The organism is Chryseobacterium oryctis, assembly GCF_025971925.1.
Lineage (GTDB): Bacteria > Bacteroidota > Bacteroidia > Flavobacteriales > Weeksellaceae > Chryseobacterium > Chryseobacterium oryctis.
On sequence record NZ_JAPDHV010000008.1, the window covers coordinates 1 to 15,178 of the forward strand.

General features: G+C 31.1%; 18 protein-coding genes. 12 read left to right on the forward strand and 6 right to left on the reverse strand.

Annotated elements, in window-relative coordinates; genetic code table 11:
* From OH806_RS14595 to OH806_RS14610, 4 genes are all read left to right on the forward strand, one after another.
* The coding region (locus OH806_RS14595) for a hypothetical protein (RefSeq protein ID WP_264744414.1) at window positions 1-1,000 on the forward strand (1,000 nt) is incomplete at its 5' end.
* A gap of 275 nt (window positions 1,001-1,275) precedes the next feature.
* A complete protein-coding gene (locus OH806_RS14600) occupies window positions 1,276-2,361 on the forward strand; it encodes a hypothetical protein (protein WP_264744415.1) in 1,086 nt (361 codons plus the stop codon).
* A 91-nt stretch (window positions 2,362-2,452) separates the two neighbouring features.
* Window positions 2,453-2,842, forward strand: a complete 390-nt coding sequence (locus OH806_RS14605; protein WP_264744416.1) for a hypothetical protein — start codon at window positions 2,453-2,455, stop codon at window positions 2,840-2,842.
* 87 nt (window positions 2,843-2,929) lie between these two features.
* A complete protein-coding gene (locus OH806_RS14610; RefSeq protein ID WP_264744549.1) occupies window positions 2,930-3,112 on the forward strand; it encodes an SGNH/GDSL hydrolase family protein in 183 nt (60 codons plus the stop codon).
* On the opposite strand, the gene OH806_RS16565 is transcribed toward OH806_RS14610, so the two are convergent.
* Window positions 3,040-3,237 carry a diacylglycerol kinase gene (locus OH806_RS16565; RefSeq protein WP_319804135.1) on the reverse strand — a complete coding sequence of 66 codons (198 nt, stop codon included), beginning with the start codon at window positions 3,235-3,237 and terminating at the stop codon, window positions 3,040-3,042. The genes OH806_RS14610 and OH806_RS16565 overlap by 73 nt on opposite strands.
* A 72-nt stretch (window positions 3,238-3,309) precedes the next feature.
* On the opposite strand from OH806_RS16565, the gene OH806_RS14615 reads away from it, so the two are divergent.
* The 8 genes from OH806_RS14615 to OH806_RS14650 all read left to right on the forward strand — a co-directional run bounded on the left by OH806_RS14615 (window position 3,310) and on the right by OH806_RS14650 (window position 11,171).
* Window positions 3,310-3,921: a hypothetical protein gene (locus OH806_RS14615; protein WP_264744417.1), complete on the forward strand. Its 612-nt coding sequence runs from the start codon at window positions 3,310-3,312 to the stop codon at window positions 3,919-3,921.
* Between the two features lie 83 nt (window positions 3,922-4,004).
* Window positions 4,005-5,135: a DNA polymerase III subunit beta gene (dnaN, locus tag OH806_RS14620; RefSeq protein WP_264744418.1), complete on the forward strand. Its 1,131-nt coding sequence runs from the start codon at window positions 4,005-4,007 to the stop codon at window positions 5,133-5,135.
* A gap of 169 nt (window positions 5,136-5,304) precedes the next feature.
* Window positions 5,305-6,207: an NADP-dependent oxidoreductase gene (locus tag OH806_RS14625; RefSeq protein WP_264744419.1), complete on the forward strand. Its 903-nt coding sequence runs from the start codon at window positions 5,305-5,307 to the stop codon at window positions 6,205-6,207.
* A 26-nt stretch (window positions 6,208-6,233) separates the two neighbouring features.
* Window positions 6,234-7,073, forward strand: coding sequence for an SDR family NAD(P)-dependent oxidoreductase (locus tag OH806_RS14630; RefSeq protein WP_264744420.1), 840 nt, complete (start codon window positions 6,234-6,236; stop codon window positions 7,071-7,073).
* A 20-nt stretch (window positions 7,074-7,093) separates the two neighbouring features.
* Window positions 7,094-7,522, forward strand: a complete 429-nt coding sequence (locus OH806_RS14635; RefSeq protein WP_264744421.1) for a nuclear transport factor 2 family protein — start codon at window positions 7,094-7,096, stop codon at window positions 7,520-7,522.
* 50 nt (window positions 7,523-7,572) lie between these two features.
* Window positions 7,573-7,890, forward strand: a complete 318-nt coding sequence (locus OH806_RS14640; protein ID WP_264744422.1) for a GNAT family N-acetyltransferase — start codon at window positions 7,573-7,575, stop codon at window positions 7,888-7,890.
* A gap of 302 nt (window positions 7,891-8,192) precedes the next feature.
* Window positions 8,193-10,595 carry a phenylalanine--tRNA ligase subunit beta gene (gene pheT, locus OH806_RS14645; protein WP_264744423.1) on the forward strand — a complete coding sequence of 801 codons (2,403 nt, stop codon included), beginning with the start codon at window positions 8,193-8,195 and terminating at the stop codon, window positions 10,593-10,595.
* A gap of 165 nt (window positions 10,596-10,760) precedes the next feature.
* Window positions 10,761-11,171 (forward strand): META domain-containing protein, encoded by a 411-nt coding sequence (locus OH806_RS14650; protein ID WP_264744424.1) that lies wholly within the window; start codon window positions 10,761-10,763, stop codon window positions 11,169-11,171.
* A gap of 49 nt (window positions 11,172-11,220) precedes the next feature.
* On the opposite strand, the gene OH806_RS14655 is transcribed toward OH806_RS14650, so the two are convergent.
* From OH806_RS14655 to bla, 5 genes are all read right to left on the reverse strand, one after another.
* On the reverse strand, window positions 11,221-11,460 hold the full coding sequence (locus tag OH806_RS14655) for a hypothetical protein (RefSeq protein WP_002977986.1): 240 nt from the start codon (window positions 11,458-11,460) through the stop codon (window positions 11,221-11,223).
* Between the two features lie 38 nt (window positions 11,461-11,498).
* The gene (locus tag OH806_RS14660; protein ID WP_264744425.1) at window positions 11,499-12,815 is read right to left on the reverse strand and encodes a hypothetical protein; all 1,317 of its coding nucleotides are present in this window, start codon (window positions 12,813-12,815) and stop codon (window positions 11,499-11,501) included.
* Between the two features lie 62 nt (window positions 12,816-12,877).
* Window positions 12,878-13,768 carry a 3-hydroxybutyryl-CoA dehydrogenase gene (locus tag OH806_RS14665; protein ID WP_264744546.1) on the reverse strand — a complete coding sequence of 297 codons (891 nt, stop codon included), beginning with the start codon at window positions 13,766-13,768 and terminating at the stop codon, window positions 12,878-12,880.
* A gap of 23 nt (window positions 13,769-13,791) precedes the next feature.
* Window positions 13,792-14,202, reverse strand: coding sequence for a hypothetical protein (locus OH806_RS14670; RefSeq protein WP_264744426.1), 411 nt, complete (start codon window positions 14,200-14,202; stop codon window positions 13,792-13,794).
* A gap of 41 nt (window positions 14,203-14,243) precedes the next feature.
* Window positions 14,244-15,116: a class A beta-lactamase, subclass A2 gene (gene bla / locus OH806_RS14675; protein WP_264744427.1), complete on the reverse strand. Its 873-nt coding sequence runs from the start codon at window positions 15,114-15,116 to the stop codon at window positions 14,244-14,246.
* Between the last annotated feature and the right edge of the window lie 62 nt (window positions 15,117-15,178).

The window sequence follows — 15,178 nt, forward strand, 5'->3', positions numbered from 1 at the left end:
CAAAAGATGTTTTTTGAAAATCAAAAAAAATGATGATGTATTAGAAAGAGAAATTAATTTAATTCAAATATTAAAGGAATTTGAATACTTACTAGAAATAGATAATACAGATGATAATTTTACTATAAAAAATAAAATTGTAAGTGATTTAAGTTTATTTTTAAATAATAAATCTATAACCCTACGTTCAAAAAAACTTTCAAAACTTTATATTGAGTATGAGACAGGTTTATGTTATCCAATTCTAAAAGTTATAAATTGGACTAAGAGTTATATCATAACATTCGATAATCCAGAATTTATATATTCAAACAGAAAACTATTTAAAGACAATAGATTACTTGGAAATTTGGATGCTACATTAAAAATATTCATAACTCATCCAGAACTTGAAAATGTAACATCCGAAAAAGGTATATTTCGTTCGGATTCCGAAGAATTCGATACTCAGTCGGTTTTTGGATTTGTAGAAAATAAGTTTAAAACAAAATATGAATATTTTGTTTGTGATGATCTTTCAAAAGAATGGGCAGATCATATAGGATTAGATGAAGAATCTATAGCATTTTATCATTCTAAGTATAAAAATTCTGCTTTTTCTGCTTCGGATTTTCAAGATATCGTTGGCCAAGCGTTAAAAAATTTAGGAAACTTATCTCCATCAGATAACCAGTGGGATATAAAAGAAAACCTTTGGAATAATTTATACAATAATGATTCTGTGCAAACTCAAATAAATAGAATTCGTACAGGTCAAAATTCAAATGATACAATTGCATATTTTAAAAAGGTTAAGGGTTATCCGAATATTAAAAAACAAGTACATATTGTTATAAATTTTATCTCGAAGTCAGGCTTAGAAAACAAACTACAACAGTTAAAGAATGGAGAATCATTTCGTGAAAGAAATGAAGTAATACAAATTCTATGGTTTATTTCTTCTCTAATTTCTAGTTGCTTTGAAGCAAATACAGAAGTTTATATTCATTGTAAGCCATAAAAAACGTCGTATAACATAGTATTGGCAAAATGCGGGGTTAAACTCTAAGTTGAACTACTCTACTTTTTTAGCCGCCAATATTTTCCAATTCCACATTTTTAATTAACTTAGTTCCATTGAAAAAATATTGGCTACGATTGATCTGAACTTGAACTTTCGTTCAAATTAAGCCCGCACTTCGCCAATACTTTTTCCGTTCTTGCGACATCTCCCTTCGGTCGCTGTCGCAAAGCCGAGCCAATCGTTAGCAGAAATAATCTCCAAACAGAACACAAATGCTATCAAACAACGAATTAACACAACAAGATTTAGAAAGAAAACTGAAAGAGCATATTCAACTAATCGAAGCATCAATTCAAAATTATGATAATGGGCTTGAAGCTGAAAGTATGCGATTAGCAACTTCAATAAGAGTTTTAGTTCATGACACAAATCAATCAAAGTCATTACTTAAGCATCTTGATATTAAAGATAAAATTGCATATTTCGATAGTGTTTTAATTAATGAATTCGTTGCTCCAAAAGTAAAAGAGGCATTATTCCCAAATTTCTCTCACACTTTTACAAATGATACAATAAAAGTTTCTCCTATATCATTTGATAAAAGTAAAGTTCTAATTAATAATTTTGAAAATTGGTGGAATGGAATAATAACTAAATGGAATAACAATGTAGAAATAAGTCGTAAAGAATTAGTTTTAAACATCGTTAATAAAGATGGAGGTGCACATATTGACAGTGATTTAAAACTAGGAACAAAATATGCAAATGTGACACGAGGTGGACATTTACAATTTACTGGTTTAGATTCTAATGGAAACTCAATTGAACAAGAAAATTCGCCAGAAAAACCGCTTATTTATTTAATTGCAAAAGAATTAATTACATCAATAAAAGAATTCCTTATTACAAATCAGAATAAGAATGAGGAAATAAATCATATACACAGCTTAAAAACAGTTCCAAAAGAAATTACTTCAACAGATATATATGACAAAATAAGAAATGAAATTAAACTCCATATTGACCCAAATTTAGTTCACATTTTGGATATAGATATTTTAAAATGGGAAGTAAGTGACATTAATTTTTTAATTGCATTGAATATTCAAAATTCACATGATTTTGAACAAAGACTTATTGAAGCATTTCCAAAATTTAGAATTTCATTAATAAAATTTATATACCTTTTCCCAAACTATAAAATTTCACTTGTATTTTTAAACTATTTGATTTTACTACTTATGTTTGAAAACAAAAATATACTTTGCGAGATAGAAAATAAAACCTTGGAAATGATAAACATTCTAAAAATGGATAAAACCATTACATTTACTGAAATGAAATATTACTTCCGCTAACATAGGTTTTGCAAAATGCGGGGTTAAGTTCAAAGTTGAACTAGTTTACTACTTACTTCAAGTCTATCATTTTAATTTATGCCAAGGTAAAATGAAAAGAAAACTACGAAGAATAACGATTGATAATTTAGAATATTTGTATTCCGTTACCGACAAATATCATTTAGGAACCGAGACGAGTACACTAACGGTAAAAATATATTTAGAAGGACAAAAGCAAACACCTTTAGTGATTGATTTTCTCACTCTTGATCATTATTTTATGGGACAAATTTTAAAGTCCGGTGTAAAATTAATGAACAGAATAAAAGGGATAGAAGAAATAGTCAACATTAATGAACCTAAATATATAAGAGAACTCATTTTGCAGGGACTAAAAAACGGTTGGGTAGGAACCAATAAAATAGAAAAACAAAACGGATTGGGTTATCTTGCTGAGTTAGGCTATGAAGTTGATATTTTATTGCCAAATAAAGACTAAGGCATTTAAAAGAATTAATAAAAAAATATTTGCGTTGCTTTTCTAATTCAATCTATTTGCGGTACTTTGACACAAATAAAAACAATTATGAAAATGATGTATGGATTATTCTTCGGAGATAGCATTACGTATGGTGAATATGACGGAGTTTTTGGAGGTTGGGTAGATATTCTGAAAAGATTTGCGTTGCAAAAGTTTCACGAGGAAAGTAATGAGCTTATACTTTTCAACCTTGGAATAGGAGGGGAGACAACAGAAGGTTTAAAGTAAAAAATCAGGAAAAGATTGATAAAGAAAGCTAAGAGTTCAATCTGAAAATTTCTTTCATTTTTAACCATTAAAAACACACCCTTGAAAGCATTCAAAAAACTTTTATGGATGGACGGTTTTCGCATGATTTTTTTACAAATGTAATATAAGTTTTTGGATATTGTTTGTTGAATCAATTATCTTTGAAAAAAATAATAATGAAAAAGAATTTATTGGTCGGAATGCTTACTTTGATGTCATGCTTCACCTTTTCTCAAGAATATAAACAAAAATTCTCTCGTGAAGTTTGTGAATGTATAAAAAGCCTTGAGGGTACAGGTAAAACAAAAAAAGAGATGAGTACGCAGTTTGGGTTATGTGCTTTTAAACACTCTACGCCTTATAAGAAAGAACTTAAAAAAGATTTTGGGATCGACCTAATTGCTGATATTGGCAATGAAAAAAAAATGGAAAACTTTGGTGTACAGGTTGGAATGATGATGGTGAATGAATGCCCTGAAGTCTTTTCAAAAGTAATGGAGGATGAAGAAACTGTTACTGAAACAGAAACTTCTCAATTACTGATTAATGGAATAGTTTCAAAAATTGAAAAAGATAATTTTGTTATATTTCACATTGTAGGAGATAATAAAAATTTAACTAAATTGTATTGGGTTTCAACTATAGAGTCTAATCTTGATTTACCCAAAGAATATGGCAGTCTACTAAATAAGAAAGTGAATATCAGCTATTATACAACTGAGGTTTTCGATATCAAAATTAATGACTATAGAAATCTAAATATTATTTCAAGTCTAAAAACAGATTAATGATGGTTGTTAATAACTCTCATGATTATTCTTTTCTATCTGTTTTCTATTTATTATATTTGTAGAAACTTATTTTTAAATCTATGAAATTTATTATTTCAAGTGGTGAACTGCAGAAAGCGTTACAAACTGTAAGTGGCGTAATATCAAGTTCTCAATCGAGACCGATTTTAGAAAATTATCTTTTTGAGTTAAACGAAAATAATGTTACCATTACAGCATCTGATGGCGAAACAACTCTTGTAACTTCTCTTGAGGTGAAGTCTGATGATTCAGGGAAATTTGCTGTTCCTGCTAAGATTTTTCAGGATTTTATCAAGACTTATGGCGAGCAGCCTTTAACGTTAGCTGTAAAGGACAACGCTGAAGGAACCGGAAGTCAGCTTGAAATTTTGGATGAAAAAGATAATTTTGCCGTAGCATTAGACAATGCTGATGATTATCCGGAATTGCCTGAGTTTGATGCTTCACAAAGTGTTACAATGCCTGCAGGAGTTTTGTCTGAGGCGCTTACCAATACACTTTTTGCAACCAGTAACGACTCTCTTCGTCCTGTAATGACGGGAGTTCTTTTCCAGTTTGGAGAAAATGAAACGAACTTTGTTTCTACAGACTCTCACAGATTGGTGGTATACAAAAGAACGGATTTAATGAATGCCGAACCAATGGAATTCATTATGCCGAAAAAACCTTTAAATATTTTCAAAAATATTTTAGCAAGTTCAAATGAAGACGTTACAATCGACTTCAATGAGAATATGGCTAAATTTACTTTTGGTAAACATATCTGGATTTGTAGATTAATCGACGGGAAATACCCGAATTATACTGCGGTTATTCCTAAAGAAAATCCAAACGTATTGACAATCAACAGAAATCTTTTGTTGGGTGCAATTAAGAGAGCTTCTATCATGTCAAACAAATCTACGAATCAGGTAAGATTCAAATTGTCTGCAAATATTCTTCATCTTCATGCAGAAGATACAGAATATGCAAACAAGGCAGATATGCAGATTCCATGTGATTACAATGGTGAAGATATCAATATCGGATTTAGTTCTAAATTTTTAACTGAAATGTTAACGATTCTTGGTTCAGACGATATTACAATGAAAATGTCTCAGCCAAACAGACCGGGAATCATTGAACCATTGGATGGGCTTGAGGAAAATGAAAACATCTTAATGTTATCAATGCCAGTAATCGGATTGTAATAATTATACAAAGATAAAAAGGAGAGATTTTAGAAATAAAGTCTCTCTTTTTATTTATACATATTCTTGTGTGGTAACCTGAAAGTTATCGGTTTCCTGAAAGTAACCCATAGTGGTTGACTTTTTTAAACATTGTACTTTTGAATTAGTTAATACAAAATAATTAATAATGAATACAACAGTTTTAATAGCCCAGTCATATGGTTCAGCAGATAAAGTTTTAGAATTTTATACTCAGGAGTTGCCTCCATTAAATTCTGATATGGCCAGGATAAAAGTGAAAACAGCAGGTATAAATCCTATTGATGCCAGAAGAATGACAGGAGAGTTTAAGCATGGAAATATGCCCCAAACTTTCGGGACAGAGTTTGCAGGGGAAATTTTGGAAATAAATTCTGATAACAATCAATTCAAAGTGGGGGATGCTGTTTTAGGATCCGGAGGAAGTTTTACACACGCTACAGTGATTGATGTTCCAATAGGAAATTTGATTTCTAAACCAGAATCGATGAGTTGGGAAGTTGCTGGTTCATTGGCAGGAGTCTCACAGACTGCTTCTACAATTTTAGATGAAATTGGAGATATAAAATCACTTTTAATACATGGAGCTTCAGGTGGGGTAGGTTCTATTACAATTCAGTTGGCAAAAGAAAGAGGAATTGATGTTGTTGCCACTGCTTCCTCTAAAAATCAGGATTATTTAAAGAAATTGGGAGCTGTTCCTGTGATTTACGGTGAAGGATTGGTAGATCGTTTAAAAGAAGTTCATCCTGAAGCATTTGACGCATCTATTGATATGTCAGGAACTGAAGAAGCTACACAGGCGTCTTTAAGTACAGTAAAAGCAGATGGTTTTATAGGTACGATTGCAGGTAAACTTGTTTCTTCACCTCGTGTAAAGCCTGTTTGGGTGAAAAGAAACGTGAATAACCTAAAACATGTGGTTGAAGGTGTTGCAAAAGGTAAGTTTTATTGGGAAGTGGACAAGGTTTTTCCTTTTGAAAAAGCAGCCGAAGCATATACTTATATTCTGGAAGGTCATACCAGAGGTAAAAACGTATTGCAATTTTAAATACCATAATTCTTTAAAATATTATTATGAATAAAAATGTTGTTATTACAGGAGCGGGAAGTGGATTAGGACGTAATATGGCTTTAGAATTTGTAAAACGTGGATATCAGGTTTTTGGAACGGCTACAGATGATGAGCAAATTAAAGAATTACAAGAGTTATCTGATGGTAATGTGAAACTTATATTGTGTGACCTTACTAAAGATGAACAGATTTTAAGTTTTGCATCAAAAGTTAATGAATTATCTAATGGAAGAGTTGATGTTTTGGTTAATAATGTGGGAATCCTTACACCAGGACCTTTAGAAATAATCAAGAAAAATGAGATTCAAAAAGAGTTTGAAGTAAATACTTTCAGTGTATTAACCGTAACCAATGCTTTTATTCCGTCATTAAGAGCTACTAGAGGTAGAATAGTGCAAATTAGTACCGTTAGTGTTGATTTTCCTAGTCCGTTTAATGGATTGTCGGCTGCAAGTAAAGCGGCAACAGAAGCTTTAATGACTGTTTATCGTGCTGAACTTGCGGAATTCGGAATAGAGGTGATAATTGTTGCGCCAGGTAATATGCTTACAGGAGGACCTGCAAAAACAGCTGCAGCTATTGACAAAGTGCGTGATTCTTTTACTTCGGAGCAAGCAAAAAACTATGAAGCTACTTTTAACAAATTTGCTGAGCGTATGAATTCAGGACAGGCCCAAGGTTTAGATGCAGATGAAGCAGCTAAGCAGATTGTAGATATTTCTGAACAAAACCCAGCACCTATACGTGTAGCAGTTGGAGAGGATGCTAAAGGAATTTTAAAATATATTAAAGAATCAACTCTTGAAGAACAGGCTGCTAAACGTTTAAAAACTATTCAATAATCTCACTAAAAAAATAAAATATGGAAATTATTATAAATCATAATGATAAAGAAGCTGTAAGAAATTCAAATTCTTTGTTAGCATTGTATGAAGAAATGATCAATAAAAAAGAACCTCTAAAATCAGTTAGAAAATACATTGTCCCAGAATATATACAACATAACCCTTTTCTTCCTACAGGAGCAGATGGTACTGGTAAAGCTTTTGAGGATAGACTGGTAGATTTTCCAAATATGAGTGTTGAAGTTTATAAAATTATTGCTTCAGGAAATTATGTTTGGGCACATGTGAAGTTTAAGAATATTTATAGTAATGATACTAATGATCTTGGTGTTGCTGGTGTTGATATTTTTAAATTTAATCATGAAGGTAAAATAACTGAACATTGGGATGTTTTACAAAGTGTTCCGGAGTTGGCTCAATCAGCAAATACTAACGGAATGTTTTAATGATTTATTCTGCCAAGTTATAATCAAGTTATAATTAAATATTAGGTGAAATGGATGTTATTAAAATAATTCATGTAAAAGATGAGGATAAAGGAAGATTTGTTGTATTTGTAAATGATATTGAAGCAGGATATATTAAATACGAATGGATGGAAAACGGGAACTTCAATGCTAACGGAACTCTGGTGTATGACGAGTTTAAAGGTAAAAATATCGGAAAACAACTGTATAATGCATTGATGAACTTTGCCAGAGAAGAGAATGTTGAAATTTATCCTACTTGTCCGTTTGTAGTCAAAACAATGCTTAGAGATAAAGCGGTATATGACTTATTGGATGATGACTTCAAAAAAGAGAATGATTTATAAAATAACGAAAAGTTTTATAGTTATTGATTTAATTTGAAAGAGGCTGCATCTATTGATGTAGCTTTTTTAATATTTTCATTACTATCATAAAGTCAATATTAAGGTTCTGATTTTCGTTAATGAAGACAATGAAATTTCTTTTTATATAGATTCAAAATTAGTAAATTATAACAGTCTGCATAAGGAAATTTTCAAAAAAAACACGATATTTGTAGCTCGAAAAATTCAAATAAAATTTTCAAAATAGATGAAATGAAACCGAAAGGTTCCATCTGTCCTAAAAAATAAATAGAAATTATCAGATGAAAATATCAAACAACTGGCTTAAAGATTATATCAAAACGGAATTAAAAACTGAAAAAATTGGTGAATTCCTTACTGACATTGGTCTTGAGGTTGAAGGGATAGAGAAATTTGAAAGCGTAAAAGGAAGTTTGGAGGGTATTGTGGTAGGTAAAGTTTTAACTTGTGAAAAACATCCGAATGCTGACAAATTAAAGAAAACAACAGTAGATGTAGGTAACGGAAAAGTGTTGAATATTGTTTGTGGAGCTCCTAATGTTGAGGTTGGGCAAACTGTTCCTGTTGCAGTTGTTGGTACTAAAATTTACGATAAAACCGGAAACTTTTTTGAAATCAAAGAAGCAAAAATAAGAGGAGAAGTTTCTCAGGGAATGATTTGTGCCGAAGATGAGCTTGGTTTAAGTGATGATCACGGAGGAATCATGGTTCTTGATGATGAAAAATATGAAGTTGGGAAAAATTTTGCAGATTATTTTGAATTATCAAACGATGAGGTTTTTGAAATTGGCTTAACGCCGAACAGAACCGATGCAATGTCTCATTACGGTGTTGCAAGAGATTTATATGCTTACCTTTCAACAAATCAGCAAAAATCTGAATTTGAAAAAATTTCTTCTGAAGCTTTAAATAATGAAGGTTCTCATGATTTTTCTTTAGAAGTTGAGGATGCTGAATTAGCTCCAAGATATATCGGTGCTGTCATTGAAAATGTGAATGTTGCCGATTCACCAACCTGGTTGAAAGACAGATTAAAAGCAATTGGTTTAAGCCCGATTAATAATGTTGTGGATATTACCAATTACGTTCTTCATGGTTTAGGTCAGCCACTTCATGCTTTTGATGCAGACAAAATTGCAGATAAAAAAGTAAAAGTAGGAACTGTAAAAGAAGGTACAAAATTTACGACTTTAGATGGTGTTGAAAGAACTTTAAATGGTTCTGAAATTATCATCAAGGACGGAAAAGATAATCCAATGTGTATTGCCGGAGTTTTCGGTGGTACCAATTCTGGTGTTTCTAATGAAACCAAAAATATTTTCTTAGAAAGTGCTTATTTCAATCCTGTAGCGGTAAGAAAAGGAGCTAAATTCCATGGGCTGAATACTGATGCTTCTTTCAGATTTGAGAGAGGTGTAGATCCTAATATTACAAGAACGGCAATTACTCATGCTATTAAACTGATTCAGGAAATAGCAGGTGGAAAATTGGTAGGAGAGCTATTGGAAGAGTACCCGAAGAAAATTGAAGATAATTATATAATCATTAGATTTTCTAAAATTGAGCAAATTCTGGGAACTAAAATTCACAGAGAGAAAGTAAAAGAAATTTTAAAAGCTCTTGATATTAAGGTTTTAAATGAAATCCAGAACGGGTTTGAAATTTCAGTTCCAGCTTACAGGGCAGATGTAACCAGAGAAATCGACGTTATTGAGGAGATTTTAAGAATCTACGGTTACAATAAAATTGATGCTCCTCAAAAGATTTCCTTCACTCCTGTAAGGTTAAATGCCGCGGATCAGGATGAATTAGAGAATAGTTGGGCAAGAACTTTACAAGCTCTAGGTTTCAATGAAGTAATGAATAATTCCTTAACATCTGTAAAAGATGAAACTGATGCTGTGAAATTATTGAACCCTTTGAGTGGTGATCTGGCATTTATGAGAAAATCTTTGATGGAAGGTCTTCTTCAGAATGCAATCTACAATATCAATAGAAAAAATCAGGATATCAAATTCTTTGAATTCGGGAAAATTTATCATAAAAGAGATAAATACGAAGAAAGAAAACAATTGGCTATATTGATTTCAGGAAGAGATGTTGCTGAAAACTGGTTGCAACCAAAATCTGTAACAAATTTTTATAATTTAAAGGCTTATGTAAAGGTTTTATTAGAAAGATTATCGATTGATTATAAAGAGGTTGCATTAACGGATGAGAGATTCTCTGATGCTTTAATATATGAAGCTGACGGAAAGGCTTTAGTGAGAATAGGTAAAGTTGCTCCTCAAATATTAAAAGATTTTGATATTGATCAAGAGTGTTTTTATGCTGAAATTGAATTAGAATTGGCTCAGCAATTACGTTCTAATAATGAATTGAAATTCAAAGATATTCCTAAGTTTAACAAAATTAGAAGAGATTTGGCTTTATTAATTGATAAGGATGTTAACTACCAGGATTTGTATCAAACAGCTAAGAAGAATAAATCTCCTTTCATTAAAAATATCAATTTATTTGATGTTTATGAAGGGAAAAATCTTCCTGAAGGTAAGAAATCTTATGCAATGAGTTTTGAGCTTTTAAATGAAGAAAAAACACTTGAGGAGAAGGAAATTGCGACGGTTATGGATTCTTTGATTAAATCTTTCCAAAAAGAATTTAATGCTGAATTGAGAGGATAATTAAAAAAATAAATATAACTATAGAAACGGACTGAAAAGTCCGTTTTTTGTTTAAAAGCTAAAAAATGAAATAGTAAAATGGGTGTTAAAGAGTATTAAAAATGCTTTGAAAATCGGTCAAATAATAATATTTGCGTAAATTTGATTAAATCAAAAAAGAAAAAAATGAAAAATCTTTTTTTAAGTATTTGTACGGCAGCAGTTTTGGTATCTTGTGGTACAATGTCTAGCCCGTCTGCATCAAAAGTTGGTAAAGCTCAACCCTCATTGGCCAATACAAAATGGACGCTGGTTGATAATGTGAAAGGTAAAATTCCGACTTTAAATATTGAAGGAGAAAAAATAAGTGGAAATGCCGGATGTAATAATTATTTCGGAACGGCGAAAGTAGATGCTTCAACAGGTGATTTTGCAGCTGGGCAAATGGGTTCTACAAGAATGGCTTGTGATAATATGAGTGTGGAACAAAACTTTTTGGATATGATGGGAAAAGCCAATAAGTATGTAGTTTCAGGAAATACATTGGAGTTGTACAAAGACAATCTCTTATTATTAAAATTCAATAAAGCTGAATAAAAAATAAAAGGAACTCAATTTGAGTTCCTTTTTTATGTTTTTAGAGTTATTAATCTTCCTCTTCTTCATCATATTTAGCCAACTCTTCGTCGCACCATTTAAACGCAGCTTCTACTACTTTTGTAGCTTCGTCAGCCATAGTTTCTTCATCGTCACCTTCCAAATCATCTAGCCACTCAACTTCTTCTTCCTCAACGTTTAAGATAAATCTTGGATATTCTGTATGTACAACGAATAAATCCTCAGGAAATTCCGAATTATCTGCTAATAAAAACTTTGGTAATTTCATTTTTCTAATGTTTTAACTTTGAACCAAAGATAATAAAATTATTGATATTTGTTCTTGTCAATCTTGATTTTTTGCAAAACTTTATATTGGGTGAGCGTTGTTTTTTGTAAACTGTCTTTGGGCTTAAAAGTTATTCTGACTTGGGGATTTATTGTGCTTATCAATTCGGCAATCTGTATTTTATCAAGGTCTTCTTCTTTTTCCAGATAAAATTTTAAAGGAACTTTGTCTAAGTTTTCAGATTGTAAAAATTCGGTCATGATTTTTCTGTTTTCGAGGTAATTTCCTTTTGATAACCAAGTGAAAACCAAGCCTGTTATTAAGCTCAAAAATCCTATTGCATATACTTTTATATCAAAAATTTGGAATAATTTATTGAAATACACCAACCAAATAGGAAAACTGAATGGAGCAATTAATCGATAGTCAATAGCATTTACAGAATAAAAATACTGAACAAAATAAGAACAAATGATACCAGAAACCCCGATTGTAATAAAAAAGGATTCTACTTCTGTCAGTTTTTTTCTTATAAAAAGGAAAATCATTAAAAGAATATTTAAAAATCCGATTCCGTATATTCCATAATTGATAATTCCACCTGCTGGATTGGCAATATGAACAAAAGGATTGAAAGAGGTGCACATTCCTTGGAAAAACTCAACCAATAATTTGGGAGTGGAATGTAATCCAATATTTAAAAATTGGTCAACATAGCTTTCATTAAAATAATCAATAAAAATGAATTTATATAAGACTATAAAAATAAATCCTACTATCCCTGAAATGATGAAACTTGATGAAAATTTTCTTTTCCAAAACAGCAGACCAAAAAGTCCGGTTCCGCCAACAATAAATAACCCGCTATACCTGATGTTATAAATGGCAATCAGACTTAAAGAGAGATACAATATACCTTCCCATTTTCCGATTTTATCTTTAATGACAAGCATTGCAGAATACAATAAGAGCAGAACGAAAGGTAATGTAAGAGCCTCACTCATTGTATAAGAATAAATGGAAAGAAAGCTGAATAAAGCACTTAAAACAATAGATTCTTTGTAATAAAATTTCTTCTTCCAGGTGAAGAAAACAATAAACAGGAAAGCTAAAATTCCAATAACCTTACTGCTCCAGAATTCATCCAATCCAAAAAAAGTGAAAAACTTTATAGCTGCAGGATATCCTAAAGGTGTTGTGGTATTATCAATTTCAGGTAATCCATGAGCAAACCTCATGTATCTTATAGAATCGGGGTTTGTTCGTCCTTTTTCGTTAAGCAAAAAACGTAAAATGGTCATCACTAAAGTAATGATGACCATTGATATTTGAATATATTTTTCTTTAAATCTCATTAAAGTTGTAGTTATTGATTACAAAATTATAATTTATAACTCACAACTCATAATTTGTAGATTTATTTTGAAAACATTTTTGCAACTTTTTCAGCTTTTTTACTTTCAGAGTAGTCGTAGAAACCTTCTCCTGATTTTACCCCTAATTTTCCTGCCATTACCATGTTTACCAATAATGGATTTGGAGCATATTTAGGATTTTTGAATCCGTCATACATTACGTTCAAGATGGCTAAACAAACATCAAGACCAATGAAATCCGCCAATTGAAGTGGTCCCATTGGATGAGCCATACCTAATTTCATTACCGTATCAATTTCTTCTACTCCTGCAACACCATTGTAAAGAGTTTCGATAGATTCGTTAATCATTGGCATTAAAATTCTGTTTGCCACAAAACCAGGATAATCGTCTACTTCTACAGGAACTTTTCCTAAAGTTTTACTCATTTCATATATCGCATCAAAAGTTTCTTTTGAAGTAGAGTAGCCTTTGATGATTTCTACCAATTTCATGATTGGCACAGGATTCATAAAGTGCATTCCGATTACTTTATCTGCTCTTTTTGTAGCAGCTGCAATTTTTGTAATAGAAATTGAAGAAGTATTGGTTGCCAAAATACAGTTTGCAGGTGCGAACTCATCCATCTGACCAAAGATTTTTAATTTTAAATCCTGATTTTCTGTTGCTGCTTCTACAATTAGATCTGCGTTTCCTACAGCATTTTTAAGCTCTGTAAAAGTGGTAATATTTCCTAATGTTTCAGCTTTTTGTTCTTCTGTAAGGTTTCCCTTTGCAATTATTCTGTCAAGGTTCGTAGTAATGGTTTTCAATCCTCTGTCTAAAGCATCTTGAGATACATCTACCAAGTTTACTTTAAATCCGCTTTGTGCGAAAGTGTGTGCAATACCATTTCCCATGGTTCCCGCTCCGATAACTACAATGTTTTTGATCATTTTTCCTTATTTAATTTAAATTATTTTTTATAGATAGTTAAGTTTCTTGTATTAGCTAAATCTTGTTTGGTTACAGGAGCTGTTTCCTCAAAATTTACAGTACCATCTTTGCTCGGATTTCTTTTTGAATTTTGAGTAAGAATCACTTTTTGAAGCCCTTTTATAAATGCAGATTTTTTAGTTTTTGAAAAGTTATCAGTGCTAATATATAGATTGAATTCCCCCTCTCTTCCAAGTCCGGATTGAATTAAAACCTCAATAGGTTTTATTTTATTTTTTTTCTGAAACTGATTGATATAGTTTATTACCGGGTCTGGTGATAATGTTCCACAACACATGCTTGAATAACTAATTTCCAAATAATTTTGTCCTTTTTGAGCAAATGAAAAGGTGAAACAAAATATAGTGAAGGTTAATAATATCTTTTTCATGATAGGTTTTAATTTCAGTCTTTAAAATTAAGATTTAAATTTTATTTATTAAAATAATCCCAGACAACCTTTGAAATGTCGGATATCATTCTGCAATTTACAGCTTCAGCTTCAGTAGAATTGTTTACAAATACAACTATTGAATAATGTTTGCCATTTGGAAGAGTTACTATTCCTGAGTCGTTTTCAGCTATGGTTAAATTTTTTACTTTGCCTGAAGACCCAGTTTTGTGAGCAATAGACTCTTTAGGCAATTGTTCCTTTAGTTTATTTATTCCTGTTGATGTTTTCAACATGATGTTGTACAAATAATCAGTAGATTTTTTTGATAAAATCTTGTTATTGTAAAAATTATAATAAAGTAAACTCAAAGAATTGGTAGTGGTATAATTTTCATACAAAAATTTTGCACCTTTATGCATTTGTTCTTCATTGTTTTTAATCTGAAAATCTTTCACTTTTTTACTATTCATAAATTTCTGAACAGTTTGTGTGCCTCCAATTAATCTCAATAAAATATCACAACCATTATTGTCGCTCCACGCAACAGTGTAATTAATGATTTCATCTAAAGTGAGTTGAATATTTCCGTTAGGGTATTTTTCTCGAATGGGAGACCAGGTATTTTCGAGTAAATCTTCTTTTTTTACTAAAATTTTCTGATTTAATGAAAGTTTTCCTTTATCTACAAAATCTAAAACAGCACATGCAATATGAAATTTAAAAACACTGAGCATCGGAAGTTTTTTGTCTCCGTTTTTATTGTATTTAAAACCATCTTCAAAACCTAAAACAGAAACTCCGACAGTAGCTTGTTTATCTTTAATAATTGAACTTATTTTTTCGTCTAAAACAGAATTTTGAGCAAAAATGTACCCAGATATCAACATCAAAATAAGTCCTAATTTTTTCATAATCGTAAGTTTATAAATAAGTCCCTTTTACAATCTAAAAGGGACTTGCAATTTAAATTATT

Excerpts from the sequence above, each read along its gene's own strand:
- pheT (WP_264744423.1), top strand. The coding sequence starts at position 8,193 with ATGAAAATATCAAACAACTGGCTTAAAGATTATATCAAAACGGAATTA.
- OH806_RS14625 (WP_264744419.1), top strand. The coding sequence starts at position 5,305 with ATGAATACAACAGTTTTAATAGCCCAGTCATATGGTTCAGCAGATAAA.
- dnaN (WP_264744418.1), top strand. The coding sequence starts at position 4,005 with ATGAAATTTATTATTTCAAGTGGTGAACTGCAGAAAGCGTTACAAACT.
- OH806_RS14605 (WP_264744416.1), top strand. The coding sequence starts at position 2,453 with ATGAAAAGAAAACTACGAAGAATAACGATTGATAATTTAGAATATTTG.
- OH806_RS14655 (WP_002977986.1), bottom strand. The coding sequence starts at position 11,460 with ATGAAATTACCAAAGTTTTTATTAGCAGATAATTCGGAATTTCCTGAG.
- OH806_RS14610 (WP_264744549.1), top strand. The coding sequence starts at position 2,930 with ATGAAAATGATGTATGGATTATTCTTCGGAGATAGCATTACGTATGGT.
- OH806_RS14640 (WP_264744422.1), top strand. The coding sequence starts at position 7,573 with ATGGATGTTATTAAAATAATTCATGTAAAAGATGAGGATAAAGGAAGA.
- OH806_RS14600 (WP_264744415.1), top strand. The coding sequence starts at position 1,276 with ATGCTATCAAACAACGAATTAACACAACAAGATTTAGAAAGAAAACTG.
- OH806_RS14650 (WP_264744424.1), top strand. The coding sequence starts at position 10,761 with ATGAAAAATCTTTTTTTAAGTATTTGTACGGCAGCAGTTTTGGTATCT.
- OH806_RS14660 (WP_264744425.1), bottom strand. The coding sequence starts at position 12,815 with ATGAGATTTAAAGAAAAATATATTCAAATATCAATGGTCATCATTACT.
- OH806_RS16565 (WP_319804135.1), bottom strand. The coding sequence starts at position 3,237 with ATGCGAAAACCGTCCATCCATAAAAGTTTTTTGAATGCTTTCAAGGGT.
- OH806_RS14635 (WP_264744421.1), top strand. The coding sequence starts at position 7,094 with ATGGAAATTATTATAAATCATAATGATAAAGAAGCTGTAAGAAATTCA.
- bla (WP_264744427.1), bottom strand. The coding sequence starts at position 15,116 with ATGAAAAAATTAGGACTTATTTTGATGTTGATATCTGGGTACATTTTT.
- OH806_RS14615 (WP_264744417.1), top strand. The coding sequence starts at position 3,310 with ATGAAAAAGAATTTATTGGTCGGAATGCTTACTTTGATGTCATGCTTC.
- OH806_RS14670 (WP_264744426.1), bottom strand. The coding sequence starts at position 14,202 with ATGAAAAAGATATTATTAACCTTCACTATATTTTGTTTCACCTTTTCA.
- OH806_RS14630 (WP_264744420.1), top strand. The coding sequence starts at position 6,234 with ATGAATAAAAATGTTGTTATTACAGGAGCGGGAAGTGGATTAGGACGT.